Raw genomic sequence first — 24,980 nt, 5'->3', positions numbered from 1 at the left:
GAATGAGCCTTCGCCTGATCGAAAAGAAGCCGAAGCCCACTCAGGAGTACCCGACACAAAAAAGGCGCATAAGCGCCTTTTTTGTTTCCTTGCTTTCGTGCGATTAAACTACCGGCTACAACAGGGCTACACGGCTGCGGTCGCTTCTTCCTCAAACTGAAGCTCCACCTTGTTATCTGCACCGATATCCACCGTCACTTTGCCGCCGTTCGCCAGCCGCCCGAACAGTAACTCATCCGCTAAGGCGCTGCGAATGGTGTCCTGAATGAGCCGGGCCATTGGACGCGCGCCCATGAGAGGATCAACGCCATTCCTGGCAAGGTATTCTCTCAACGCCTCGGTGAATATCGCATCCACTTTCTTCTCCTGCAATTGAGCTTCAAGTTGCATCAGGAATTTATCCACTACACGCAGAATCACCGCGCTGTCCAGAGACGCGAACGAAATGATCGCGTCCAGCCGGTTGCGGAATTCGGGCGTGAACATGCGCTTGATGTCTGCCATCTCGTCACCCGCCTGTGCCGCCTTGGTGAAGCCCATGGTGGCCTTGCTGAGCGCTTCAGCGCCCGCGTTGGTCGTCATGATGATCACCACATTGCGGAAGTCCGCCTTGCGGCCGTTATTATCGGTCAAGGTGCCATGATCCATCACTTGCAGCAGGATATTGAAGATATCGGGGTGCGCCTTTTCAATTTCGTCCAGCAGCAGCACAGAATATGGCTGTTTGATGATGGCCTCGGTAAGCAAACCGCCCTGATCGAAACCTACATACCCAGGCGGCGCGCCGATCAGGCGCGAAACAGCATGCCGCTCCATGTATTCAGACATGTCGAACCGGTGCAAATGAATGCCTAGCGCATAAGCGAGCTGTCGCGCAACCTCGGTTTTGCCAACGCCGGTGGGACCGGAAAACAGGAATGAGCCGACTGGTTTCTGTGGATTGCCCAAGCCGCTTCTCGCCATCTTGATTGCGGCGGTCAGCGCATTGATGGCCTTGTCCTGTCCGAACACTACCGCTTTCAAATCACGGTCCAGCGTCTTCAACGTGTTGCGGTCATCGCTGGAAACATTTTGCGCCGGAATGCGCGCAATCTTGGCGATAATGCTCTCGATCTCATGTTTGCTGATTATCTTGCGCTGTTTCGATTTAGGCAGGACACGCTGAGCTGCGCCAGCTTCGTCTATCACGTCTATCGCCTTGTCGGGCAAATGCCGGTCATTAATGAAGCGCGCCGACAATTCCGCCGCAGTGGTAAGCGCAACCGCCGTGTATTTGACGCCATGATGCGCCTCGTAGCGGGCTTTCAGGCCGCGCAGGATGGATACGGTTTCTTCCACGCTTGGTTCAAGCACGTCAATTTTCTGGAAACGACGCGAGAGGGCGTGATCTTTTTCAAAGATTCCGCGGTATTCACTATAAGTCGTGGCGCCGATGCATTTCAACTGACCGGTATTAAGTATCGGTTTCAGGAGATTGGACGCGTCCAGCGTACCGCCGGAAGCGGCGCCGGCACCGATCAATGTATGAATCTCATCAATGAACAGAATGGAATTGGAGCTCTCAAGCAATTGTTTGAGCACCGCCTTCAGCCGCTGCTCGAAGTCACCACGGTATTTGGTACCGGCTAACAGCGCGCCCATATCCAGAGCATAAACCTGGTGGTGCGCAAGCACTTCGGGAACATCATTTTCAATAATGCGCCGTGCCAATCCCTCCGCAATGGCGGTTTTGCCGACACCGGCTTCACCCACCAGCAAGGGATTATTCTTGCGGCGGCGGCATAGCGTCTGTATCAGGCGTTCCAGTTCACGTTCACGCCCGATCAACGGATCAATCTTGCCCGCAAGTGCTTGCGAGTTGAGATTTACCGCGTAACTTTCCAATGCGCCGCCCGCATTCATCTCCTGCTCGGTATCGCCTTCGCTGTCGGTTTTGGCGGTACTGCCCTGCGGCACTTTACTGATGCCGTGAGAAATATAATTCACCACATCGAGTCGGGTTACGCCCTTCTGATGAAGAAAATAAACCGCGTGGGAATCCTTTTCGCCAAATATCGCTACCAGTACATTGGCGCCGGTGACTTCCTTTTTTCCGGAAGACTGAACATGCAGAATCGCTCGCTGGATCACCCGCTGAAAACCCAACGTAGGCTGCGTATCCACTTCGCCGCTGCCGCCCACTGTCGGCGTATTTTCGGTAACATGCTCTGTCAGCAGCCGGCGAAGATCATCCATATCGACGGAACAGGCGCGCAACACCTCTGCGGCAGTCGGATTGTCAAGCAGAGCCAGTAGCAAGTGCTCGACCGTAATGAATTCGTGGCGCTTCTGCCGCGATTCCACGAATGCCATATGTAAACTTACTTCTAACTCTTGAGCAATCATTTTCAGGTCTCCTCCATCACGCACCTTAGCGGATGTTGATGCTGCCTCGCAAATGCGACCACCTGTTCAACCTTGGTGGTAGCCACATCGTTGGGATAAACTCCACATACTCCCGCTCCATCCATATGTACTTTGAGCATGATTTGCGTTGCCTGTTCGCGATTCTTGGAAAAAAAAATCTGTAACACGGCCACCACGAAATCCATAGGGGTGAAATCATCATTCAGCAAGATCACCTTGAACATTGGCGGTGGCTTGAGTTTACTCTTTTTGGCCTCCAGTACAACATCTCCATGATTTCCTGCCTTCATCTCTCCTGTCTCGCTGTTCATCAGTTAGAGCGAAAACGAACCGGACCAGCCTTTGCATATTCAGTCCATTTTCCATTACTTAATATTTGATGATTACGTCGAATTATTCAAGTACCTTTAGAAAATTATTCTGTTGCATTTCCGTAAAATAACTGGACACGCTACTTGACTTGAACACCAGATTTGCGTAAAACAGCTCTTGGCGTTTGGCTTCAAGTTCTCTGCAGTACCGGTTACAGCCGTTTGCGGTCTTGAAACTCAAACAGTGTTCGGGTTTCCGGCCCGTTTTTTATATAGGAAGCAATAATGGCAACTGGTACAGTAAAATGGTTCAATGACTCAAAAGGTTTTGGTTTCATTACTCCCGATGATGGCAGTGAAGATTTATTCGCTCACTTCTCCGCTATCAATATGTCCGGATTCAAAACTCTCAAAGAAGGTCAAAAAGTGAGCTTTGAAGTTACTCAAGGTCCCAAGGGCAAACAGGCATCAAACATTCAGTCTGCTTAACGATTCCATTCTGGCACGGCTAGCCGTGATCAGACTGTAATCCTATTACAGAATTATACACACCCCTTGCCGGAGAGTCGGCAAGGGGTTTTTTTGTTTTTTCGTGCAGAAGTCAAGCAGGCATATGTTCAATCAGTGCCTGGCCGAATGCGGAACATGAGACCTTCTGCGCGTGGGGCATCTGCCGCGCAAAGTCATAAGTCACGATTTTGTCCTGGATCGTTTTTTCCATGGCACTGGTAATCAGCCCGGCGGCCTCTATCCAGCCCATATATCGCAGCATCATCTCTGCCGACAGAATAATTGATCCGGGATTAACCTGATCCTTGCCTGCGTATTTTGGCGCGGTACCGTGGGTTGCTTCGAAAATTGCAATCGAATCGCTGAGGTTTGCACCGGGCGCTATGCCGATACCACCAACTTGCGCCGCCAAGGCGTCGGAAATGTAGTCTCCATTCAGATTCAGCGTGGCAATCACGTCATATTCCTCCGGACGCAACAAGATCTGCTGCAGGAAAGCGTCAGCGATCACATCCTTGATAATGACTCCCCCCTTGTCTTCGGGCAACCTCATCCAGGGACCACCATCAAGCAAGCGAGCTCCAAATTCTCGTGCAGCCAGCTCGTAGCCCCAGTTTTTGAATGCACCCTCGGTAAACTTCATGATATTGCCCTTGTGCACCAGCGTGACAGAGCGGCGATTGTTCTCTATAGCGTACTCAATAGCCTTGCGTACCAGACGCTCGGTACCCTCTCTGGATACGGGTTTGATGCCGATTCCCGATGTTTGCGGGAAGCGTATTTTCGTGACACCCATATCCGCCGTTAAAAAATCAATGATCTTTCTTGCATTCATCGACTCGGCTTCCCACTCGATCCCGGCATAAATGTCTTCGGAGTTCTCGCGAAAAATCACCATATCGGTTTTTTCGGGATTTTTTACCGGACTTGGCACGCCCTGAAAATAGCGGACCGGCCGCAGACATACATACAAATCCAACTCTTGGCGTAAGGCCACGTTAATGGATCGAATGCCCCCGCCCACCGGGGTAGTTAGCGGGCCCTTGATGGAGACTACATATTCCCGCGCCGCCTGCAGCGTTTCATCGGGGAGCCAGACGTTTTCACCGTAAACCCGGGTGGCTTTCTCACCGGCATAAATTTCCATCCAGAAAATCCTGCGTTTGCCGCCATAAGCTTTTTCAACCGCAGAATCCACCACTTTCTTCATGACGGGCGTAATGTCCACGCCAATACCGTCACCTTCGATACAGGGGATAACGGGGTTATCGGGCACACTCAGGGAAAAATCTGCATTTACGCGGATTTTTGTTCCTTCGGCTGGTGTGCTGATGTGCTGGTACATGGTATCTCCCGAGAGTTGTCAAGCGAATAAGAATCACTGGCGGCGAAGCTGCCGATTATACGATAAGATTCGGTCCTGCATTCGTTTGCGCTCCTGAGCATTCGTTTGCTCTCAATTAATTACATAACGGCAAGCTGAAGGTAAGCTGAACAGGATCATGATCTGGAAACCCAACGTCACGGTTGCAGCGGTCGTCGAAAAGGGCGGGCAATACCTGCTGGTTGAGGAACAAACCGGCAGCGGTATACTGTTCAACCAGCCGGCGGGCCATCTGGAACCAGGCGAATCCATTATCGACGCCGCCATTCGGGAAACTCTGGAAGAAACGGCCTACACTTTTGTCCCGCAATCGGTGCTAGGCATTTATCACTGGCACTCCCACACTGAGAACATTACCTTTATCCGCTTTGCTTTTACCGGTTCTGTCATTGATCATGATCCGGATAGAGCGCTGGATATTGGCATAGTGCGCGCCGGATGGTTTGGCGTCGAGGAAATCCGGCAGATGACCTATTGCCACCGGAGTCCCCTGGTGATGAGATGTATCGAAGATCATCTGGCGGGCAAGCACTATTCTCTGGAAATTCTTACTCATTACGATTAAACCTAAATCCGGCAGTTGACCGCTCATTTTTTCAGTTTAGCGTTATGATCGACAAAGACTTTTTGTATAACTTGAGCTTCACCTTTTTGTTGAGTTCGCTACGGGGCGGATTGCACGGTTTTTGCGGCACACGGCTGCGTTGCAACTCCTTGGAAGGGGGCGCCCCGAAGCGTTGCACGAGGGACCCCGCAAAGCGGGGATCGGGCAGCGCAGGGGATGCCGCGACCGCGTTTTATCGCGTCCGCATCCCGCTACGGGGTCGCACCTTCCTGCGGAAGGCACTGCTCCGCCCTGCGCGGTCGCGCCATTCCGCGTCGTTGCGCCTTGCCCTGCACCCCAAAAACCGCACATTCCACCCCGTCCAACTACCGGATTTAGGTTAAAAGATGAGCAATTCGGAATCATGAACAAAGCACGAGTAGTAGTCGGCATGTCCGGCGGGGTCGATTCATCCGTCGCGGCATTACTGTTGAAGCAGCAAGGTTTCGAAGTAATCGGCCTCTTCATGAAGAATTGGGAAGACGACGATACCGACGAATACTGCTCTTCCCGGCAGGATCTGCTTGATGCGGCATCCGTTGCGGATATTATTGGAATTCCCCTGGAAGCGGTAAATTTCTCGGCTGAGTATAAGGACCGCGTATTCAGCCACTTCCTTGCGGAGTATAAAGCCGGGCGTACCCCGAATCCGGATGTGCTATGCAACGCCGAGATCAAGTTCAAGGCATTTCTCGAGCATGCAACCGGACTCGGCGCCGACCATATTGCGACCGGCCATTATGCCCAGGTACGCGAAACGAACGGAATATTCCAGTTGCTGAAAGGCGAAGATGGAAGCAAGGACCAGAGCTACTTTCTCTATCGTTTGAACCAGGCACAGCTGTCCAGGACCTTGTTTCCCATTGGTCATCTTTACAAACGCGATGTGCGCAAGATTGCCAGGGACTATGGATTGCCGAATTTTTCCAAGAAAGACAGCACTGGAATCTGTTTTATCGGGGAGCGGCCCTTCAGGGAGTTCCTCAATCGTTACTTGCCGAATGAGCCAGGGGAGATACAGACCCCAACTGGCACTGTCATGGGCAGGCATGACGGCTTGATGTACTACACTATCGGCCAGCGGCAGGGGCTGGGCATTGGCGGAACAAGAGAAGGTGATGGCGAACCCTGGTTCGTTTCAAACAAGGACGTGGCACGAAATATTCTGATCGTAGTGCAAGGCCATGATCATCCCGATCTATTCAGACCCTCCCTCACCGCGGCCGACCTCACCTGGATAAGTGGCCGAATCCCTCAATGCAACTGGGTTTATGCCGCCAAGATCCGTTATCGTCAAACTGATGCTCCCTGCGCGATTGCGTATGTCGACCACAGCAAATGCAAGATCGAATTCGCGCAACCGCAGTGGGCAGTGACACCAGGACAATCCGTGGTTGTGTACGAGAGTAAGGTGTGTCTGGGCGGAGGGGTTATTATCGATGAGTGTTAGGAACCTCTGAGCAAGTTCTCCGCCGAGTGTCCAGTTTGCCAACCAAGCTATGAGGAGTAGGTGGACCATGCCCGACCTGCTTTACATTCGCATGAACCCCTGCTCGATCACCCCCGAGGCGCTGTTTCGATAAATGGCGTTCGTTTCTCCAACCTGTTGGAAAGATCGGCAAGATTAGGAAAGGTGTTGCGCCATTCGATTTCGGGAAAGCGAAAAGCCAGGTAACCGAGCGCGCAGCCCAGCGCAATATCAGCCAGCGTATAAATGTTGGCATCGCACCATTTCTTATCGCTCAACTCATGGGCAGCCGCTTCCAGACCCCTGGTAACTTTTTTCTGCTGGCGCGCAATCCATTCCGGGCTTTGGTTCGCTTCAGGGCGTTTGCGTTCGAGGAACATCGATGCGGCAGCGTCGCAAATGCCGTCTGCCAGTGCTTCCCAACGCTTTACCATGATGCGCCGGCGGTTGGATTCGGGAATAAGCCGGGATACGGGATTGATATTGTCGAGATATTCGACGATCACGCGCGAATCAAACAGGCTGGTTCCGTCGTCCATAATCAATATCGGCACCTTTCCCAGCGGGTTGTAATCCGGTACATGGCTATCCGCATCCCAGGGAGCTTCCAGTTCAAAATTATAACCGATGTGCTTTTCCGCCAGAACGATGCGTGTCTTGCGCACATAGGGACTAGTGAGCGATCCGATAAGCTTCATGGCCGACCTTGGGGGAATTATCAGCTAGCATTATATCGGCTTTCCGCGTGACAGTGCACAGTCCGGACGATGCGGCGGCTGCCCTGCCTATGTTAGAATGGCTCCCGCCGGTGAACAGCCTGGAATCGGAATATGAATTCATCTTTTCTCACCGCACTCTCCCCTCTGGATGGACGTTATAGCGCCAAGGTCACCGCCTTGAGGCCTTACTTCAGCGAATTTGCGCTGATTCGATACCGTGTTCATCTGGAAATAGAATGGCTCAAGGCCTTGAGCAATGCAGCGGGTGTGGCTGAGGCGCTGCCATTCTCTATCGCCACCATTGCCCAACTCGACAGCCTTGCGGCAAATTTTTCCGAGGCCGATGCGGAAGCGGTCAAGCTCATCGAGGCGCGGACCAATCATGACGTAAAGGCAGTCGAGTATTGGCTCAGAGAGCAACTGACGGGCAATGTCGAAGCCGCCAGGATTACGCAGTTCATCCATTTTGCATGCACTTCGGAAGACATCAACAATCTTTCTCATGGATTGATGCTGATGCATAGCCGCAGCAGCGTCATGCTGCCGGCGCTGGATAAAATCATTGGCAAACTTGCCCAGATGGCCCATGAAATGGCCGATATACCAATGCTTGCCCGTACCCACGGTCAACCGGCAACACCCACTACGGTTGGCAAGGAATTTGCGAATTTCGCGTATCGCCTGTCGCGGACACGTGAACAGCTGGCTGGGGTTGCCATTCTTGGAAAAATCAACGGCGCTGTGGGCAACTACAACGCACATTTAGCTGCTTATCCCGCGTTTGACTGGGAAAACTTTGCGCTTGGTTTCGTTGAAAAACTCGGCCTCAAATTCAACCCCTACACTACCCAGATCGAACCGCACGATGCAATGGCGGAGCTATTCGATGCATATGCCCGCGTTAACACCATACTGCTGGATTTTAACCGTGATGTGTGGGGATATATCTCTTTAGCCTACTTCAAGCAAAAAACCGGAAAAGATGAAATCGGTTCATCAACCATGCCACACAAGGTCAACCCGATAGATTTCGAGAATTCGGAAGGAAACCTGGGCATCGCCAATGCACTGTTGCGGCATTTGAGCGAGAAGCTGCCCGTATCCCGCTGGCAGCGTGATTTGACCGACTCAACCGTGCTTCGCAATATGGGGGTGGCATTAGGCCATGCTTTGCTGGCCTATGACTCCTGCAGCAGGGGATTGAGCAAACTGGAAGTCAGTCCGGAACGTTTGGCGTCGGATTTGCAGAATGCCTGGGAAGTTCTGGCGGAGCCGATCCAGACAGTGATGCGACGTTATGGGATTCCTGGCTCCTATGAGCAGTTGAAGGAATTAACCCGTGGTAAAGGCGGCATCACTCAGGACACGCTTCACACGTTTATTGACGACCTTGCGTGTCCGGAAAGCGAAAAAACCCGCTTGCGTGAAATGATGCCGCAGAATTACATTGGCGCCGCCGCTGCGCTGGCCCGAAAAATCGGCATCGAAAACAACTGATTTTGTTGCATTTGTTTCCATTGGATATTTTACGTGTCCACGGGAGGCCGGAACACGCCTGTAGCGATGGCGCTGCACCTCTCGACGCTTCCATTCAATGTCTTCAAGGTAAACAGCATGCTCTATCTGCAATGATCTCTTCCGGGAACTTGAAATTGGAAAACCCGTCCCGATATAGAAATGAACAGAAATTAGGAGAAGCCCATGACAGATGTAAACCGACCTCAACCAGATCAGCCTGAACAGACAGCGGCAGCGAACGAAACGGGCGCGCCCCCGGCCACCGGCAACGAGACAGCGAAGACAGCGGAATCGGCAGTGGAATCGATGCCGAGTCTGGAACAATTATTGAAAAAAGCCGAACTGGACGCTGCTGAGCATTATGATGCGTGGCTGCGCGCCAGGGCGGACGCGGAAAATATAAGAAAGCGTGCACAGATTGACGTTGCCAACGCCCACAAATATGCAATCGAGAATTTTTCCACTGAACTGCTCGCGGTGATGGATAGCCTGGAAGCGGCGCTGGCGGTGGAAAATGCGACAGTGGAGAATTTTAAAAGCGGAATGGAACTGACGCTTAGACAGCTTACAGCCGTTTTCGAAAAATTCAATATCAAGCTGATCAATCCGCAGGGGGCGAAATTTGATCCGCATCTGCATCAGGCAATGTCAACGGTAGACTCAGATCTCGCTCCCAACACTGTCGTGCAAGTGATGCAGAAAGGTTATGTACTCAACGACCGTGTGATTCGACCGGCACTGGTGATGGTTTCCAAGGCTAAAGAGACTTGAAATTCCAATCTTAATCCCCATTTTTCGCACAGACGGATATTTCGCGTAGTCGAATATCGATACTAACTACTAACAAGGATCAAATCATGGCAAAAATTATTGGCATTGACCTCGGCACCACCAATTCATGTGTGGCCGTCATGGAGAACGGTAAGCCCAAGGTGATAGAGAACTCGGAGGGGGCGCGTACGACACCTTCAATTGTTGCCTATACTGAAGACGGCGAAATTCTGGTGGGCGCATCCGCCAAACGTCAAGCGGTCACCAACCCTAAAAATACCCTTTTTGCGGTGAAACGCCTGATCGGGCGTCGTTTCAATGAGGAGATGGTGCAAAGGGATATCAAGATGGTGCCCTACAACATCATCAAGGCCGAGAACAATGATGCCTGGATAGAAGTGCGCGGCAAGAAAATTGCTCCGCCGGAAATTTCCGCGCAAGTGCTGATAAAAATGAAAAAAACCGCCGAGGATTACCTGGGCGAGCCAGTGACCGAGGCTGTCATTACCGTTCCCGCCTATTTTAACGACTCTCAGCGCCAGGCAACCAAGGATGCAGGACGCATAGCCGGCCTGGAAGTCAAGCGCATCATCAACGAGCCGACTGCGGCGGCCCTGGCTTTCGGAATGGATAAAAAAGAAGGCGATAGGAAGGTGGCCGTATATGACCTGGGCGGCGGCACGTTCGATATTTCCATTATCGAAATCGCGGAAGTGGAGGGTGAGCACCAGTTCGAAGTGTTGGCCACCAACGGCGACACTTTCCTCGGCGGCGAGGATTTCGACTCGCGCGTAATCGAATATCTCGTGGATGAGTTCAAAAAAGAAAACGGCATAGATCTGAAAAAAGATATGCTCGCCTTGCAGCGCTTAAAAGATTCGGCGGAAAAAGCCAAAATCGAACTCTCATCCAGTCAGCAGACCGAGGTCAATCTGCCCTACATTACGGCCGATGCCTCGGGTCCCAAACATCTGGCGGTGAGAATTACCCGAGCCAAGCTGGAAAGCCTCGTGGAAGAGCTGATAGAGCGAACTGTGGAGCCTTGCCGCATCGCAATCAAAGATGCCGGCGTGAAGATTTCGGATATCGAGGACATCATTCTGGTGGGCGGACAAACCCGCATGCCCAAGGTGCAGGATAAAGTCAGGGAAATTTTCGGCAAGGAGCCGCGCAAGGACGTCAATCCGGACGAAGCGGTTGCGGTCGGCGCGGCCATTCAGGGCGGCGTGCTGCAGGGCGCAGTGAAAGACGTGCTGCTGTTGGACGTTACTCCGTTATCGCTGGGTATCGAGACGCTTGGCGGCGTAATGACCAAGCTGATCCAGAAAAACACCACTATTCCAACCAAGGCGCAACAGGTGTTTTCGACTGCAGAGGAAAACCAGACCGCGGTAACGATTCATGTGCTGCAAGGTGAGCGGGAGATGGCCTCCGGTAACAAGAGCCTGGGGCAATTCAATCTGAGCGACATTCCACCCGCGCCACGCGGCATGCCGCAAATCGAGGTGACATTCGACATTGACTCCAACGGCATACTGCACGTATCCGCCAAAGACAAGGCTACCGGCAAGGAGAATAAGATCAAGATTCAGGCAAGCTCCGGCTTGTCGGATGAAGAGGTGCAGCGCATGGTCAAGGATGCCGAGGCGCATGCCGAGGAGGACCACAAGACGGTGGAGCTTGTCACCGTCCGCAATCAGTGCGATGCGATGATTCATTCGGTGAGAAAAACATTGAAAGAGCATGGCGAAAAATTGGACGAGGATGAAAAGTCCAAAATAGAAGGTGCGCTGAAGGATGCGGAAGAAGCATTGAAATCCGACAGCAAGGACGTCATCGAGGCCAAAACTCAAGCACTGGCCGAGGTGTCGCATAAACTGGCGGAGAAGATGTATTCCCAGGAGCAGGCCCAGCAGGCCCAGGCCCAGCCCGGCGCAGAGTCCGGCCAGCAGGGCGGCGGCGAAAAACCCGTGGAAGGCGAAGTAGTGGATGCCGAGTTTGAGGAAGTAAAGAACAAGAAGTAAGCAGGCGCACCAAAGCTGAAGCGCAGAGATGCGGAGAAGAGGTTGAACGTCTTCGGCGCATCCTGCGTTTTGGTGTTCGTTGCAGAAGCAAAGCATCGAGCGTTGAATGATCCTCTACGCTTCCAATTTTCAAGAAAACCTATATGAGCAAACGCGATTACTATGAAGTGCTGGGCGTTGACCGCGACAGCAGCGAAGAGGACATAAAAAAAGCCTATCGCAGGCTTGCGATGAAATACCATCCAGATCGAAATCCGGATAATCCCCGATCGGAGGACCACTTCAAGGAAGCAAAAGAAGCTTACGAAATACTTGCGGATCCGAGGAAGCGGGCCGCGTATGACCAGCACGGACATGCCGGCGTGGACCCGAACATGGCAGGAGCAGGCGCTCAGGGTTTTGCCGACGCGTTTGGCGACATATTCGGCGACCTCTTCGGCGGACGCGGAGGACATGCAAATGTCTATCGTGGTGCGGACCTGCGCTATAACCTGGAAATTTCGCTGGAACACGCGGCACGCGGAACGGAAACCAAGATCCGCATTCCCACCATGGATACGTGCGGAACCTGCCATGGCAGCGGAGCGAAACCCGGCACGTCACCTGTCATGTGTCCTACTTGCAACGGCCATGGACAGGTAAGAATGCAGCAGGGGTTTTTCTCCATTCAACAAACGTGCCCCAAATGCCATGGCAGCGGCAAATTTATCTCGAGTCCCTGTATTACATGCGGCGGCGCGGGAAGAGTCAAACACCATAAGACCTTGGCGGTAAAAATTCCCGCCGGGGTGGATGAAGGTGACCGCATCCGTTTATCCGGAGAAGGCGAGGCAGGCGTCAACAATGGCCCCCCTGGGGATTTGTATGTTGTCATCCATCTGTCGCCTCACGCCGTCTTTCAGCGCGATCACAACGATTTGCACTGCGAAATGCCCGTAAGTTTCACTACCGCTGCGCTGGGGGGAGAAATCGAGATCCCCACGCTCGAGGGCCATGCCAAAATCAGGATACCGGCGGAAACCCAGAGTGGGAAAATATTCCGTCTGCGTGGCAAGGGCATCAAAGGTGTGCGCAGCAATACTCAAGGCGATTTATTGTGCCATGTGGTCGTGGAGACGCCGGTCAAACTGACTGCCCGGCAGAAAGAGTTGTTGCAGGAACTGGAGGCGATCAATCAGGAAGACGGTTCTCGTCATAGCCCCCGCGCCAAATCCTGGATGGACAAGGTGCGGGAATTTTTTGCGGAGTAAGTCTTGTTCCGGCAGTTACGGTAATTGCAATGGTAGCAACTTGAAGTTGATTTGGAAGGCCGTATCACTTCATATCGGCTACGTTGCAAAGAACGTAGTACGACATCAATGAAAACTCCAAAAAGAATTGAACCGCTGATACAGGATGGCCTTGTCGATGAGGTCATCCGTCAGCTGATGAGCGGCAAGGAAGCCACTGTCTATGTGGTGCGCTGCGAAGGAGAAATACGTTGCGCGAAGGTATATAAAGAAGTCAATAAGCGCAGTTTCCGCCAGAGTGTGAATTACACCGAAGGCCGCAAGGTAAAAAACAGCCGTCGTGCGCGAGCCATGGAAAAAGGCACCCGCTATGGACGCAAAGCCCAGGAAGAAGCGTGGCAAAATGCCGAGGTAGATGCCTTGTACCGTCTGGCTGCAGCGGGTGTGCGCGTGCCCAGGCCGTATAATTTCCATGAAGGCGTGCTGCTGATGGAACTGCTGACCGACAGCGAAGGCAACGCCGCACCCCGGCTCAATGATCTGGTACTCACCGCCGAGCTGTCCCGCGAATATCACCGCACATTGATCAAGCAGGTGGTGCGCATGCTCTGCGCGGGGATCATTCACGGCGATCTGTCCGAGTACAACGTGCTGGTCGACAGCACGGGTCCCGTCATCATCGATCTTCCCCAAGCCATCGATGCGGCGGCCAACAACCAGGCTTCGAAAATGCTGCTGCGGGATGTCGAAAACCTGGCTGCTTACTTTGGGCGTTTTGCGCCTGAGTTGCTGGCCACCGACTATGGCAGGGAAATATGGTCCCTCTACGAAACCAGTCAACTGCACCCGGACAGCGTCCTGACTGGCTGCTTCGAGCGTATTGAGATTCCAGTCGATATGAACGGTGTCATGCGCGAAATCAAGGATACGCTCAAGGAAGAAGAGGCGCGGCAGCTTTATCGTTCCTTACGGTTACGTCAATAACATGATATGACACATGACAGGGGCGCCCTTGCGACCCTTCAGACACCGTTGCTCTGCTTCAGGGGTTATCAACCGGCTAGTTTAGCCGTTTTCAACCTCCCGCCTTGGCCGATATCGCCATCCAAATAGAACCACTGCCTGGCCTCGCGCACGAACCGGCTGATTTCATGCAAACGATGTGCGCGTCCGCCCACCTTGTAGCGCGCCACAAATTCCACCACCGCATGGTCCGGCTCCAGTTGTTCATACCGCCGCACTTCCAGCCCCAGCCATTTGCGGTGCGGTTCGTTCGCCAGTTCAAGTGAAGCCGGACGTGTACTGTGATGCCAGGTCGCCAGCAGATAATCTTCACGACCGAGGGTGTACGCAGTGTAGCGGGAACGCATCAACGCTTCGGCGGTGGGAGCAGCTTCGCCATCATCGAGATAGCGGCCACAGCAGTCGATATATTCTTTGTTGCTGTCAGCGTAAGGAGGACATCGCCCGGTTCCCGATGGTTTCGCCGTTACTCCTACGCAGCCGCACGGGCCGCGCATTGTTTTCATATCCATGGAAACAAGACTCGGTTGAGCGTTTTCGATTGTAATTCTTCTAATAGTCGCGATATGAACAGGCGAGGACAGCTGTTATACCTGCCATAGTGGCGGCTCGTCCATCAGTGCGATCTGTTCGCGCAATTCAAGAATGCGATCCTGCCAATAGCGCTGAGTATTGAACCACGGGAACGCCTGCTTGAAGGCGGGATCGTTCCAGCGCTGCGCGAGCCAGGCCGCATAATGGATCAGGCGCAGCGTACGCAGCGCCTCGATCAAATGCAATTCACGTTCGTCGAAATCGCAAAAATCCTCATATCCGGACAGCACATCGGTCAACTGCCGGATCATGTCGGGGCGTTCACCCGACAATAACATCCACAAGTCTTGCACCGCCGGACCCATGCGGCTGTCATCAAAATCCACGAAATGCGGACCTTCGTCCGTCCACAGCACATTGCCCGCGTGGCAGTCGCCATGCAGACGCAATTCGCGTACTTCACCCGCACGTGCAAAGCAGTGGCGCACGCCATCCAGCGCCTGATTCAACGCGGTGAGATAGGCCGTGTTGAGATCGGCTGGAATAAATTCATGTGTCAGCAGATAGTCGCGCGGCTGTTCACCGAAGCTGGCGATATCCAGCAAGGGCCGTTCGCGAAACGGCTTGAGTGCGCCAATGGCGTGGATGCGTCCCAAGAAGCGCCCTATCCATTCCAGGGTGTGGCGGTCTTCCAGTTCGGGCGCACGGCCGCCGCGTTTTGGAAAAACAGCGAAGCGGAATCCTTCAAAATGGTGCAGGGTTTTTCCATCCAGCACTAACGCGGGCACGACAGGAATTTCGCGCTCGGCCAATTCATGAACGAAGGCGTGTTCTTCCAATATCGCGGCATCCGTCCAGCGGCCGGGACGATAGAATTTTGCCACCAGCGGTGCGCCCTCTTCCAAGCCGATCTGGTAGACGCGGTTCTCGTAGCTATTGAGCGCCAGCAGGCGGCCATCGCTGCGAAAGCCCACGCTTTCGACTGCGTTCAACACGCTATCGGGGGGAAGTGTTGAAAAATCTTGGGGCGGCGGATTGCTCGTTTTTATCACCGCCAATGACTCAAAATGAAGTGCCCTTGCGTTTTCGTATTTCATTGGGCGAGGGCTGCATGCTGTCAGTTTTTCAGATCAGAACGACTATACTGTAAACGGCTGCGCGGTGGGTCACTCGCTTATCAGGACTGACTTTCTACCATTCGCCGCGCAGCACTTTTTCCGCCCAGAACAACCCAGAAACAGATTTGTTATCGGTTATTTTCCCTTCCCTAACCCATTCCAGGGCGGTTGCCAGCGTTAGCGTAAATACCTCCAGATGCTCTCCGTCATCGAGACTGGCGCCTTCGAAGATGAGTCCTTCCGCAAGGTAATAGATCAGCTTCTCGTCCGAATAACCGATACAGGGATGAAGGGTGGTGAGATAACGCCAGTTTTTTGCCGTATAGCCGGTTTCCTCCAGCAACTCCCGTTGAGCGCACAGTAGCGGCTCTTCGCCACAATCTATTTTTCCGGCGGGAAGTTCGTAAAAATCCCGATGCAGGGGATAGCGATGCTGACGCTCCAGCACCAGTTCACCGTTGTCGAGCAACGGTATGATAACTACCGCGCCAGGGTGGGTGATGTATTCCCGCACGGCTACTTTTCCGTCAGGCAGACGAGCCTGATCCGCGCGCACGTGCAGAAGTTCGCCATCGTAGACATTCCGGCTGCTGACAGTTGTTTCGGTGAGGTCGAGAGCTGGTTTAGACATGAGAAAGGCGGCCTCTGATAGTGCGAATAGGCATGCGAATAGGCAATATCCTTAACGGACGGCGCTTATTCTGTGTAGCCGCTACATCTGGTTCTCTGTAGCCGTGAATTTACTTATGACAAAAAGCCTGCATCGGATTATACACTCGTGCAGCGGACGGCGATTCACTCATCGTTCTCGTTAATCAGCCGGGAGGAAGGAAACCATGCGCTGAAACGGCTGCCTTTGCCTAATTCACTGTCGATTTCCAGCCTTGCCTGGTGGCAAGTCAGCACGTGCTTGACAATGGCAAGCCCGAGGCCGGTACCGCCGGTTTCACGCGAGCGCCCGCGATCTACGCGGTAGAACCTTTCCGTCAGCCGGGGGATATGCTCGGGTTCAATGCCTATGCCTGTGTCCTGTACGGAAAATACGCCCTCGCCATCACGAATCGCCCAGTTCAAAGTAATATCGCCGCCGCTGACGGTATAGCGTATGGCATTGCTGATAAGATTACTGAAAGCGCTGCGTAACTCGTCGGCGTTACCCTGCAATTTTGCACCGGTATCGATATTGAGAATGATACGATGGCGCCCCGCACTCAGGGATTGGGCTTCATCATATAGCTGGCGCAACATTTCAGGAACATCGACGTTTTCATCGCGAACCAGGTTTTCGGTATCCTCCAGCCGTGACAGCATCAACAAATCTTCCACCAGACTCTGCATGCGCCGGGTCTGGTCGGTCATCAGCGTTAGCGCCCATTTACGTGTTTCAGGATCTGAATGATCTTCGTCTGATAGCGTCTCGAGAAATCCGCCGATCACTGTCAGCGGCGTGCGCAATTCATGCGAGACATTGGCGACAAAATCCCGGCGCATGGTTTGAATTCTTTCAAAACGGGTCACATCACGGCTAAGGAGCAGTTTCTGTTTATCACCGTAGGGCACGAACTGTAGCGACAGAGTCAGTCCCTGATGCCGGGGTTGCCTGATGATCAGCGGTTCGGTGTAATCCTGGGCAGCCATGTATTTGGCGAACTGAGTTTGACGCACGAGATTGGTGATATGCTGACCGGCGTCGAGATGGGAATCTATGCCCAAGTGTTTTTGGGCGACAGGATTGCACCATTCGATACGGTCCATTTCATCCATGATCACCACCCCCTCCGGCATGGCCGAAGTGGCGCGCCGCAGACGCTCCAGCGCGGAACTGATATGCTGATGGCTTTGTCTCTGGTCGCGCATGAGGCGCGACAAGCGCGCAAAGACGTCTCCCCATTTGCCGGAACTATCCGGGAATGCGGATTCACCGGTTTGCAACCATTTATCCAGTATTGTCAGTTGACGCCAGTGATGAATGACCAGCAGCAGTAGCGCGACATTAGAGAATACCAATGTCGTGATAGGTCCCAGCGTCACCAGGAGTATCCCGGCTACAACCGTAATCAGGATAAGCGTGGGCAAACGCTCCCGGAAGGGCTCCCAGAAACCGGACACGCGAGTTATTTGGAAGAATGAAGCTGCATCATTATTTTTCTGTTATCCCATGCTTGCCGTCAATACCGCGGAGAAGCGATAGCCGGACCCTCTGACAGTTTGCACCAACCCATCCTTGCCGACCGCTTCCAATGCCTTGCGTAACCGGCGGATGTGCACATCCACGGTACGATCTTCAACAAACACATGGTCCCCCCACACCTGGTCGAGCAGTTGCGTGCGGGTGTACACCCGTTCGGCGTGCGTCATAAGAAAGTGCAGCAATCGGAATTCGGTAGGTCCCAGCGCCACTTCAGTGTTATTGGCCGTTACGCGATGAGCAGCCGAGTCGAGCCGCAATCCGCCAATCTCGACTATGTCATCGGCCGCTTCCGGGGAGCGCCGGCGCAGAACTGCCTTGATCCGCGCGAGTAGTTCACGCGGCGAAAAAGGCTTCGTGATGTAATCGTCCGCACCGATTTCCAGACCTGACACCTTGTCACTTTCTTCTGCGCGGGCTGTAAGCATGATAATGGGAATGGTTTTAGTACGCGTTGTCCGCCGCAAGACGCGGGCAAATTCGACACCGCTCATTCCCGGCAGCATCCAGTCAAGAAGCACCAGGTCGGGCAGGGCATCATTGACGATTTCCATGGCTTCTTCCGCATTCCTTGCGGAAAAAACCACATGCCTGGCTTGCCGCAGGCTGTACGAGATCAATTCCTGGATCGCCGGTTCGTCTTCCACTACCAGTATTGTTGCTGCCATCGGCTTAATCCTTCTAATCCTTTAAAATCTTCTTCGGGTTTGATTTTCCTTAATATTGCGATGATATGTAAACAGTATTGCGGTTTTGTGACATTTGCAAGTCTCGATCGGCAAAAAGTAGAAAGGATCTCAGTCTTGTCATGTGATCCAGTCGAACTGTGGGGAACCAAGCTTTACAAGATCAGGATTACCCGATAATCGTTGACGTTGGTCCGAGTCGGCCCGGTCACGACCAGATCGCCGAGCTGATGAAAGAAAGCATGAGTGTCATGGCAGGCGAGCAGGGCCGAGACGTTAATGCCCATTTCCCTTGCGCGCCACAACGAATCAGGCAGGGCGACCGCTCCGGCATTGTTTTCTGTGCCGTCTATGCCGTCGGTATCGCAGGCAAGGGCGTAAATATTCTCAACGCCCTCAAGCTGGACGGCGAGTGACAGCAAAAATTCGGTATTGCGTCCACCCTTCCCATTTTGCCCAATGTGCTCACCATGGGCGCCACGTCTATTTTCACGCAATGTTACCGTTGTCTCACCACCCGAGATGAGCGCCACAGGGGGTTTCCATGGCTGTCCATATTGACGGACCTCTTTCACCAGGGCCGCGAAGACCCTGGCAACATCGCATGCCTCGCCGGTAACGGAGTCTCCCAGTATGACAGCGGGAATGCCTTGCGTGTAAAAATATTCTGCAGCCGCCAACAGCGAATCGTGTGCGGTAGCGATCACTCTATTTTCAACGTGATCGAAACTAGCGTCGCCAGGTTTGGGGGTCTCGTTGAGCTTGCCCTGAGCACCGGCCAGCAATGTTTCCATGATGGCAGGAGGCGCATGTACATCGTAATATTCGATTATCGCCAGCGCATCCGGGTACGTCGTCGGATCAGGTGCACACGGGCCGGATGCGACATGAGTCGGATCGTCTCCGGTCACGTCTGAAATTATCAATGCCAGTACCGGCGCACGGCTTGAAGCCGCAAGCCTTCCGCCCAGAAGGGCGGAAAGATGTTTGCGTACCGTGTTGATTTCCTGAATTGTCGCGCCGCAGCGAAGCAGTTCCATGGTGACGTTTCGGAGATCGTTCAGCGATACCCCTTCGATCGGCAGCGATAGCAGACTGGAACCCCCGCCGCTCAGCAGGCATAGAAGCAAATCATCGGGGCCAAGTTTATTTACCTCTGCCTGAATAGCGCGTGCGCCTTTCTCGCCCTGTTCGTCGGGTAAGGGATGTCCTGCTTCAAATACGGCGATCTTCTGGAGAGGCAGGCCGTGCCCGTAGCGGGTGAGAACAATGCCATCCAATATCGCATTTTCTGGCCAATGGTTTTCCACTGCCAGCGCCATTGCTGCAGCGGCTTTGCCTGCACCGACTACCAGCGTGCGGCCGGCAGGCGATCTGTGAAGCAAATCGGCTGGGAGGTGGCGGGGTACGATATATAGCGGGTCGGCTGCGGCGAGTGCGGCGTTGAAGCTGCCAAGCAGCAGTCGGCAGGCATACTCACGGGCGTTCATATCGCCATTTTTTCGGTCACGAGCCGAGTATGGTTTTCAGATAGTGGCCGGTAAAGCTCTTCTCGTTCGTTGCGATTTCCTCCGGCGTGCCTTCGGCAATGATCTCCCCGCCGCCTTCGCCGCCTTCGGGTCCGAGATCGATAATCCAGTCAGCAGTCTTGATGACGTCCAGGTTGTGTTCGATTACTACCACAGTGTTGCCGTGGTCGCGCAGGCGATGCAGCACTTTCAGCAGCAGATCGATATCCTGGAAATGAAGGCCGGTAGTGGGTTCGTCGAGAATGTAGAGGGTGCGGCCGGTATCGCGTTTGGAAAGTTCCAGCGAGAGCTTTACCCGTTGGGCTTCGCCACCGGACAGCGTGGTTGCGGACTGGCCCAGGGTGATGTAGCCAAGGCCGACATCCAGCAGGGTTTGCAGTTTACGCGCGACAACCGGTACGGCACTGAAAAACTCATGTGCCTGTTCCACCGTCATTTGCAAAATTTCGTTGATGTTTTTTCCCTTGTACTGAATCTCCATGGTTTCGCGGTTATACCGCTTGCCATGGCAGACGTCGCACGAGACATATATGTCGGGTAGAAAATGCATTTCGACCTTGATCATGCCGTCGCCCTGGCAGGCTTCGCAGCGACCCCCCTTGACATTAAACGAGAATCTGCCAGGCCCGTAGCCGCGCTCGCGCGCCTGAGGCACCCCCGCAAACAACTCCCGGACCGGAGTAAACAGGCCGGTATAGGTAGCCGGATTCGAGCGTGGCGTGCGCCCGATGGGACTTTGGTCCATGTTGATGACCTTGTCGAAAAAGGCCAATCCATCCAGATTCTGATACGGCGCGGGCTCGGCGGCGCTGCCGTAGAGATGCCGCGCGGTAGCATGGTAGAGGGTTTCGTTGATGAGCGTCGACTTGCCAGAACCGGATACACCGGTGACGCAAACGAACAATCCCACGGGCAGGCTGAGATTGGTGTTCTTCAGGTTATTGCCTGATGCGCCTTCAATTCTGAGCCAGCGCTCGTTTTTCGGTTTCGTTCGTTTTTCCGGCAGTGCGATGGTCAATTCACGGGAAAGATACTTCCCGGTGAGAGAGTTGGGATTTTTCTGGATAGCCTCAGGCGTGCCCTGCGCGATGACTGATCCGCCATGCTCGCCCGCGCCGGGCCCCATGTCTACCACATGGTCGGCGGTAAGTATGGCGTCCTGATCGTGTTCCACCACGATAACGCTATTGCCGAGGTCGCGCAGGTTCTTGAGCGTTTCCAGCAGGCGTGCGTTATCCCGCTGGTGCAGGCCGATTGAGGGCTCATCCAGCACATACATGACGCCAGTCAGCCCTGATCCGATCTGGCTGGCGAGGCGAATGCGCTGGGACTCGCCGCCGGACAGGGTATCGGCGGAACGGTCCAGCGACAAATAATCCAGTCCGACATTGTTGAGGAATAATATACGGCTGGAAATCTCCTTGACGATCTTTTCCGCAATGGCGAATTTGTGCCCTGTCAGTGTTACCTGATCAAAAAAAGCCTTTGCTTCTTTCAGAGGCAGTGCGTTGATTTCATAAATCGCCTGACCCCCTACCCGAACATGGCGAGCTTCGCGGCGCAGCCGGGTGCCCCCACATTCCGGACATGCCTGGGAGTTGAGGTATTTTGACAGCTCTTCACGCACGGCAAGCGACTCGGTTTCCTTGTAGCGCCGCTCCAGATTGGGAACGATGCCTTCAAAAGTATGCTTCCGATAGTTGCGAGTACCGCTTTCATTCAAATACGAGAATACGATTTTTTCCTTGCCAGATCCGTTCAGGATGATGTCCTGAATATTCTCAGGCAGTTGCTCAAAGGGCATTTCCAGATCGAAACGGTAGTGGGTGGCAAGACTCGCCAGCAACTGATAATAAAATTGGTTACGCCTATCCCAACCCTTGATCGCACCGGAAGCCAGCGATAAATGCGGGAAGGCGACTACGCGCTTGGGATCGAAGAAAGTGATTTTCCCCAGACCGTCGCATTTGGGGCAGGCACCCATCGGGTTGTTGAAGGAAAATAGCCGGGGTTCGAGTTCCGGCAGCGAATAGCTGCATATCGGGCAGCTGAACTTGGCAGAAAAAAGGTGCTCCTGGTCAGAGTCCATTTCCACTGCTAAAGCACGTCCGTCCGCGTGCCGCAGCGCTGTTTCGAATGACTCTGCCAATCGCTGCTTGGACTCGGGTGAAACTTTGAGCCTGTCCACCACGACTTCCACGGTATGTTTTTTGTTTTTTTGCAATTTCGGCAGCGCATCGATTTCATACACTTCGCCGTCGACCCGCAGCCGCACGAAGCCCTGCGCGCGCAGTTCATCGATTAAATCCATCTGCTCGCCTTTGCGTCCCACCACCAGCGGTGCAAGTATCATCAGCCGGGTGTCCGGCGGCAGCTGCTGCACATGATCGACCATTTGCGAAACGCTTTGCGCCGTCAGCGTGATGCCATGCTCTGGACATTGCGGATCGCCCACGCGCGCGAACAGCAGACGCATGTAATCGTGTATTTCAGTAACGGTACCGACGGTAGATCGGGGATTATGGGACGTCGCTTTTTGTTCTATGGCGATGGCGGGGGACAGACCCTCTATCAGATCGACATCGGGTTTTTCCATCAATTGCAGGAATTGACGCGCATAGGCGGAGAGTGATTCCACATAGCGCCGCTGACCTTCCGCGTACAGCGTATCGAACGCGAGCGAAGACTTGCCGGACCCGGATAAACCGGTGATCACGATCAGCGTGTTTCGTGGTAAATCAAGATTGATGTTTTTGAGATTGTGCGTGCGTGCACCACGAATTTTTATGAATTCCATTGCTTGCTTCCATGTGGGTTCTCACGGCTCCCCAAGGCACAGACGCCAAGGCACAGACGTACGCAGGCTGCCCCAAAAACAACTGAGACAACCTGAGGCTGAGGCTACCTGAGAACCGGTCAAACCTGTTAATATACGCAACTTTCCGCGTTTCCCCAATCTGATTCATGTCGTCCTCCCTTCCGCACGAGAAAATGTCACCGATAGAGTTGCGCGCGACCGCTGGTCTCGCCGGTATCTATGGGTTGCGTATGTTGGGGATGTTCATCATTCTGCCCGTCTTCGCGTTTTATGCCGAGCATCTGCCGGGCGGCAGCAACTATACGCTGGTGGGTATTGCGCTTGGGGCGTATGGGTTGACTCAGGCGATACTGCAAATTCCTTTCGGCTGGCTATCGGATCGGTTCGGGCGCAAGCCCGTTATATACGTTGGCCTGATTCTGTTCGCCATCGGCAGTTTTATCGCTGCATCCGCCACTGATATCTACGGTGTAATTTTTGGCCGCATCATTCAAGGAGCGGGCGCGATTTCAGCCGCGGTGATGGCTCTTGCCGCCGACCTTACTCGTGAGGAGCATCGCACCAAGGCAATGGCTGCGATCGGGATGACCATAGGTGCGACCTTTGCAGTCTCCTTAATTGTCGCGCCGGCGCTAAATCGTTTAATCGGGGTACCAGGCATTTTTGTCATGACAGGGGTGCTGGCGCTACTGGCGATGGCAGTGGTTTCCAGAATCGTTCCCGATCCGGTGATCAGCCGCTTTCATTCCGATACCGAAGCATCCGCCGGGCGATTCCATAATGTATTGCGTGACCCCCAACTGCTGCGCCTGGATTTCGGTGTCTTTGCTTTGCATGCGGTCTTGATGGCGCTGTGGCTGGTGGTCCCGTTGTCGTTGCGTACGGCTGGTCTGGCGGCAGACCATCACTGGCAGGTATATCTCCCGGTACTGCTCATCTCCATGATACTGATTATCCCAGTCATCATTTATGGCGAAAAGAAGGCAAAACTCAAACAAGTATTCGTCATTTCGATTGCCGTCCTGCTGGTGAGCCAGGTATTGCTGGCGTATACATCCGATTCATTATGGGGCACAGCAACGGCACTGCTGGTGTTCTTTGCCGCCTTCAACCTGCTGGAAGCCACGTTGCCGTCGCTCATCTCCAAGATTGCACCGGTTGGGGCAAAAGGCACGGCCATCGGCGTCTATAGCAGTGTTCAATTTCTTGGTGCATTTGTCGGTGCAACCGCGGGCGGCTACCTGTATCAGCACCATGGCGGCACCGCGCTGTTTGCTTTCTGTGGCATCCTTTTGGCATTATGGCTGATGTTTGCGCTCACCATGAAAGCGCCGGCCGCGGTGCGTACCAGAATGTATCATGTGCAGGAAATGGACACGGGTAAGGCCACGGGATTATCCCGCCAGTTGGCCGCGCTGCCCGGTGTGCATGAGGCCTTGGTGCTCGCGAGCGAAGGCGTGGCGTACTTGAAAGTGGACATGAGCGGTTTTGATGAACAAGGCGTTGTTCAATTATTGGGGGGAGAAGCTTAAATGGCATCAGTCAACAAGGTAATACTCATCGGCAACCTCGGCAAAGACCCCGAGACTCGTTATATGCCAAACGGCGATGCGGTGACAAACATCACTCTGGCTACCACGGAAACGTGGAAAGACAAAAACGGCGAAAAGCAGGAAAAAACCGAATGGCATCGCGTCACTTTTTATCGCAAACTCGCGGAAATAGCCGGCGAATACCTTAAAAAAGGCCGCCCGGTTTACGTCGAGGGACGGCTGGAAACGCGTAAATGGACCGACAAGGCGGGCGTTGAGCGTTACACCACCGACGTTATTGCCACCGATATGAAAATGCTGGGCAGCAAACCCGGCAGCGGCAGTTATGAAGGAGCGGATAGGGACGAGGGCGGTTTTGCACCGAGCCCGTCTGCCAGTAAAGCGCCTGCCAGAAGCAGCAGTGGGTTTGATGACATGGATGATGATATTCCGTTTTGATATGACTCACGCCCAACGGAAAACTCAGCGTCTAATTGCATTGTCTTTGGATGAGCAGGAATAGCTTGTTACGAAGTGATATTCCCCATTAGCTCTCTGGCTTGTATAGTTATTGGGGAATCGGTCGTAAAAACGTTGATATACTTTTT

At 53.6% G+C, this 24,980-nt stretch carries 21 protein-coding genes; 10 read left to right on the top strand and 11 right to left on the bottom strand.

All coding sequences use genetic code 11. The features are described 5' to 3' along the window. Positions 1-126 precede the first annotated feature (126 nt). Together clpA and clpS are read right to left on the bottom strand one after the other, a co-directional pair. A complete protein-coding gene (gene clpA / locus BMX66_RS06290; protein WP_090879383.1) occupies positions 127-2,385 on the bottom strand; it encodes an ATP-dependent Clp protease ATP-binding subunit ClpA in 2,259 nt (752 codons plus the stop codon). A 2-nt stretch (positions 2,386-2,387) separates the two neighbouring features. Beyond that, complete coding sequence (clpS, locus tag BMX66_RS06285) at positions 2,388-2,696, bottom strand: ATP-dependent Clp protease adapter ClpS (protein ID WP_090879381.1); 309 nt, start codon at positions 2,694-2,696, stop codon at positions 2,388-2,390. A 306-nt stretch (positions 2,697-3,002) separates the two neighbouring features. Between clpS and BMX66_RS06280 the strand changes: the two genes are divergently transcribed. Further along, positions 3,003-3,206 (top strand): cold-shock protein, encoded by a 204-nt coding sequence (locus BMX66_RS06280; protein WP_004174375.1) that lies wholly within the window; start codon positions 3,003-3,005, stop codon positions 3,204-3,206. Positions 3,207-3,318: 112 nt separating this feature from the next. Here BMX66_RS06280 and icd read toward each other — a convergent pair whose 3' ends face one another. After that, entirely contained in the window at positions 3,319-4,572 is a 1,254-nt protein-coding gene (icd, locus tag BMX66_RS06275; RefSeq protein WP_090879379.1) for an NADP-dependent isocitrate dehydrogenase, read from the bottom strand. Positions 4,573-4,729: 157 nt separating this feature from the next. Between icd and BMX66_RS06270 the strand changes: the two genes are divergently transcribed. Beyond that, positions 4,730-5,176 carry an NUDIX hydrolase gene (locus BMX66_RS06270; RefSeq protein WP_090879376.1) on the top strand — a complete coding sequence of 149 codons (447 nt, stop codon included), beginning with the start codon at positions 4,730-4,732 and terminating at the stop codon, positions 5,174-5,176. 403 nt (positions 5,177-5,579) lie between these two features. Further along, on the top strand, positions 5,580-6,665 hold the full coding sequence (gene mnmA, locus BMX66_RS06265; protein ID WP_090879374.1) for a tRNA 2-thiouridine(34) synthase MnmA: 1,086 nt from the start codon (positions 5,580-5,582) through the stop codon (positions 6,663-6,665). A gap of 107 nt (positions 6,666-6,772) precedes the next feature. Here the strand turns inward: mnmA and BMX66_RS06260 are convergent, their stop codons facing one another. Then, positions 6,773-7,381, bottom strand: coding sequence for a glutathione S-transferase (locus BMX66_RS06260; protein ID WP_090879372.1), 609 nt, complete (start codon positions 7,379-7,381; stop codon positions 6,773-6,775). Positions 7,382-7,513: 132 nt separating this feature from the next. Between BMX66_RS06260 and purB the strand changes: the two genes are divergently transcribed. From purB to BMX66_RS06235, 5 genes are all read left to right on the top strand, one after another. Then, positions 7,514-8,899 carry an adenylosuccinate lyase gene (gene purB, locus BMX66_RS06255; RefSeq protein ID WP_090879370.1) on the top strand — a complete coding sequence of 462 codons (1,386 nt, stop codon included), beginning with the start codon at positions 7,514-7,516 and terminating at the stop codon, positions 8,897-8,899. 204 nt (positions 8,900-9,103) lie between these two features. Beyond that, positions 9,104-9,691: a nucleotide exchange factor GrpE gene (grpE, locus tag BMX66_RS06250; protein WP_090879368.1), complete on the top strand. Its 588-nt coding sequence runs from the start codon at positions 9,104-9,106 to the stop codon at positions 9,689-9,691. A gap of 86 nt (positions 9,692-9,777) precedes the next feature. Then, positions 9,778-11,715, top strand: a complete 1,938-nt coding sequence (dnaK, locus tag BMX66_RS06245) for a molecular chaperone DnaK (protein WP_090879367.1) — start codon at positions 9,778-9,780, stop codon at positions 11,713-11,715. A gap of 143 nt (positions 11,716-11,858) precedes the next feature. Then, positions 11,859-12,965, top strand: a complete 1,107-nt coding sequence (dnaJ, locus tag BMX66_RS06240) for a molecular chaperone DnaJ (protein ID WP_090879365.1) — start codon at positions 11,859-11,861, stop codon at positions 12,963-12,965. Positions 12,966-13,073: 108 nt separating this feature from the next. Next, the gene (locus BMX66_RS06235; protein WP_090879362.1) at positions 13,074-13,928 is read left to right on the top strand and encodes a PA4780 family RIO1-like protein kinase; all 855 of its coding nucleotides are present in this window, start codon (positions 13,074-13,076) and stop codon (positions 13,926-13,928) included. 68 nt (positions 13,929-13,996) lie between these two features. Here the strand turns inward: BMX66_RS06235 and BMX66_RS06230 are convergent, their stop codons facing one another. The 7 genes from BMX66_RS06230 to uvrA form a co-directional block, all read right to left on the bottom strand. Then, the gene (locus BMX66_RS06230; RefSeq protein ID WP_090879360.1) at positions 13,997-14,479 is read right to left on the bottom strand and encodes a YchJ family protein; all 483 of its coding nucleotides are present in this window, start codon (positions 14,477-14,479) and stop codon (positions 13,997-13,999) included. A gap of 75 nt (positions 14,480-14,554) precedes the next feature. Beyond that, positions 14,555-15,598, bottom strand: a complete 1,044-nt coding sequence (locus BMX66_RS06225) for a serine/threonine protein kinase (RefSeq protein WP_090879358.1) — start codon at positions 15,596-15,598, stop codon at positions 14,555-14,557. A 94-nt stretch (positions 15,599-15,692) separates the two neighbouring features. Continuing rightward, positions 15,693-16,250 (bottom strand): NUDIX domain-containing protein, encoded by a 558-nt coding sequence (locus tag BMX66_RS06220; protein WP_090879356.1) that lies wholly within the window; start codon positions 16,248-16,250, stop codon positions 15,693-15,695. Positions 16,251-16,414: 164 nt separating this feature from the next. Beyond that, positions 16,415-17,728: a phosphate regulon sensor histidine kinase PhoR gene (gene phoR, locus BMX66_RS06215; protein ID WP_090879354.1), complete on the bottom strand. Its 1,314-nt coding sequence runs from the start codon at positions 17,726-17,728 to the stop codon at positions 16,415-16,417. Positions 17,729-17,770: 42 nt separating this feature from the next. Continuing rightward, the gene (gene phoB, locus BMX66_RS06210; RefSeq protein ID WP_090879352.1) at positions 17,771-18,475 is read right to left on the bottom strand and encodes a phosphate regulon transcriptional regulator PhoB; all 705 of its coding nucleotides are present in this window, start codon (positions 18,473-18,475) and stop codon (positions 17,771-17,773) included. A gap of 173 nt (positions 18,476-18,648) precedes the next feature. Further along, entirely contained in the window at positions 18,649-19,983 is a 1,335-nt protein-coding gene (locus BMX66_RS06205; protein ID WP_090879350.1) for a glycerate kinase type-2 family protein, read from the bottom strand. 16 nt (positions 19,984-19,999) lie between these two features. After that, entirely contained in the window at positions 20,000-22,819 is a 2,820-nt protein-coding gene (uvrA, locus tag BMX66_RS06200; RefSeq protein ID WP_090879348.1) for an excinuclease ABC subunit UvrA, read from the bottom strand. A 194-nt stretch (positions 22,820-23,013) separates the two neighbouring features. Here uvrA and BMX66_RS06195 point away from each other — a divergent pair, with 194 nt between their 5' ends. Beyond that, positions 23,014-24,372, top strand: coding sequence for an MFS transporter (locus BMX66_RS06195; protein WP_090879346.1), 1,359 nt, complete (start codon positions 23,014-23,016; stop codon positions 24,370-24,372). After that, on the top strand, positions 24,373-24,831 hold the full coding sequence (gene ssb, locus BMX66_RS06190) for a single-stranded DNA-binding protein (RefSeq protein WP_090879344.1): 459 nt from the start codon (positions 24,373-24,375) through the stop codon (positions 24,829-24,831). Positions 24,832-24,980 lie beyond the last annotated feature (149 nt).

The organism is Nitrosovibrio sp. Nv6, from assembly GCF_900110495.1.
GTDB lineage: Bacteria > Pseudomonadota > Gammaproteobacteria > Burkholderiales > Nitrosomonadaceae > Nitrosospira.
Note: the sequence above shows the minus strand (reverse complement) of the source record. Positions and strands in the feature narration are given on the sequence as shown.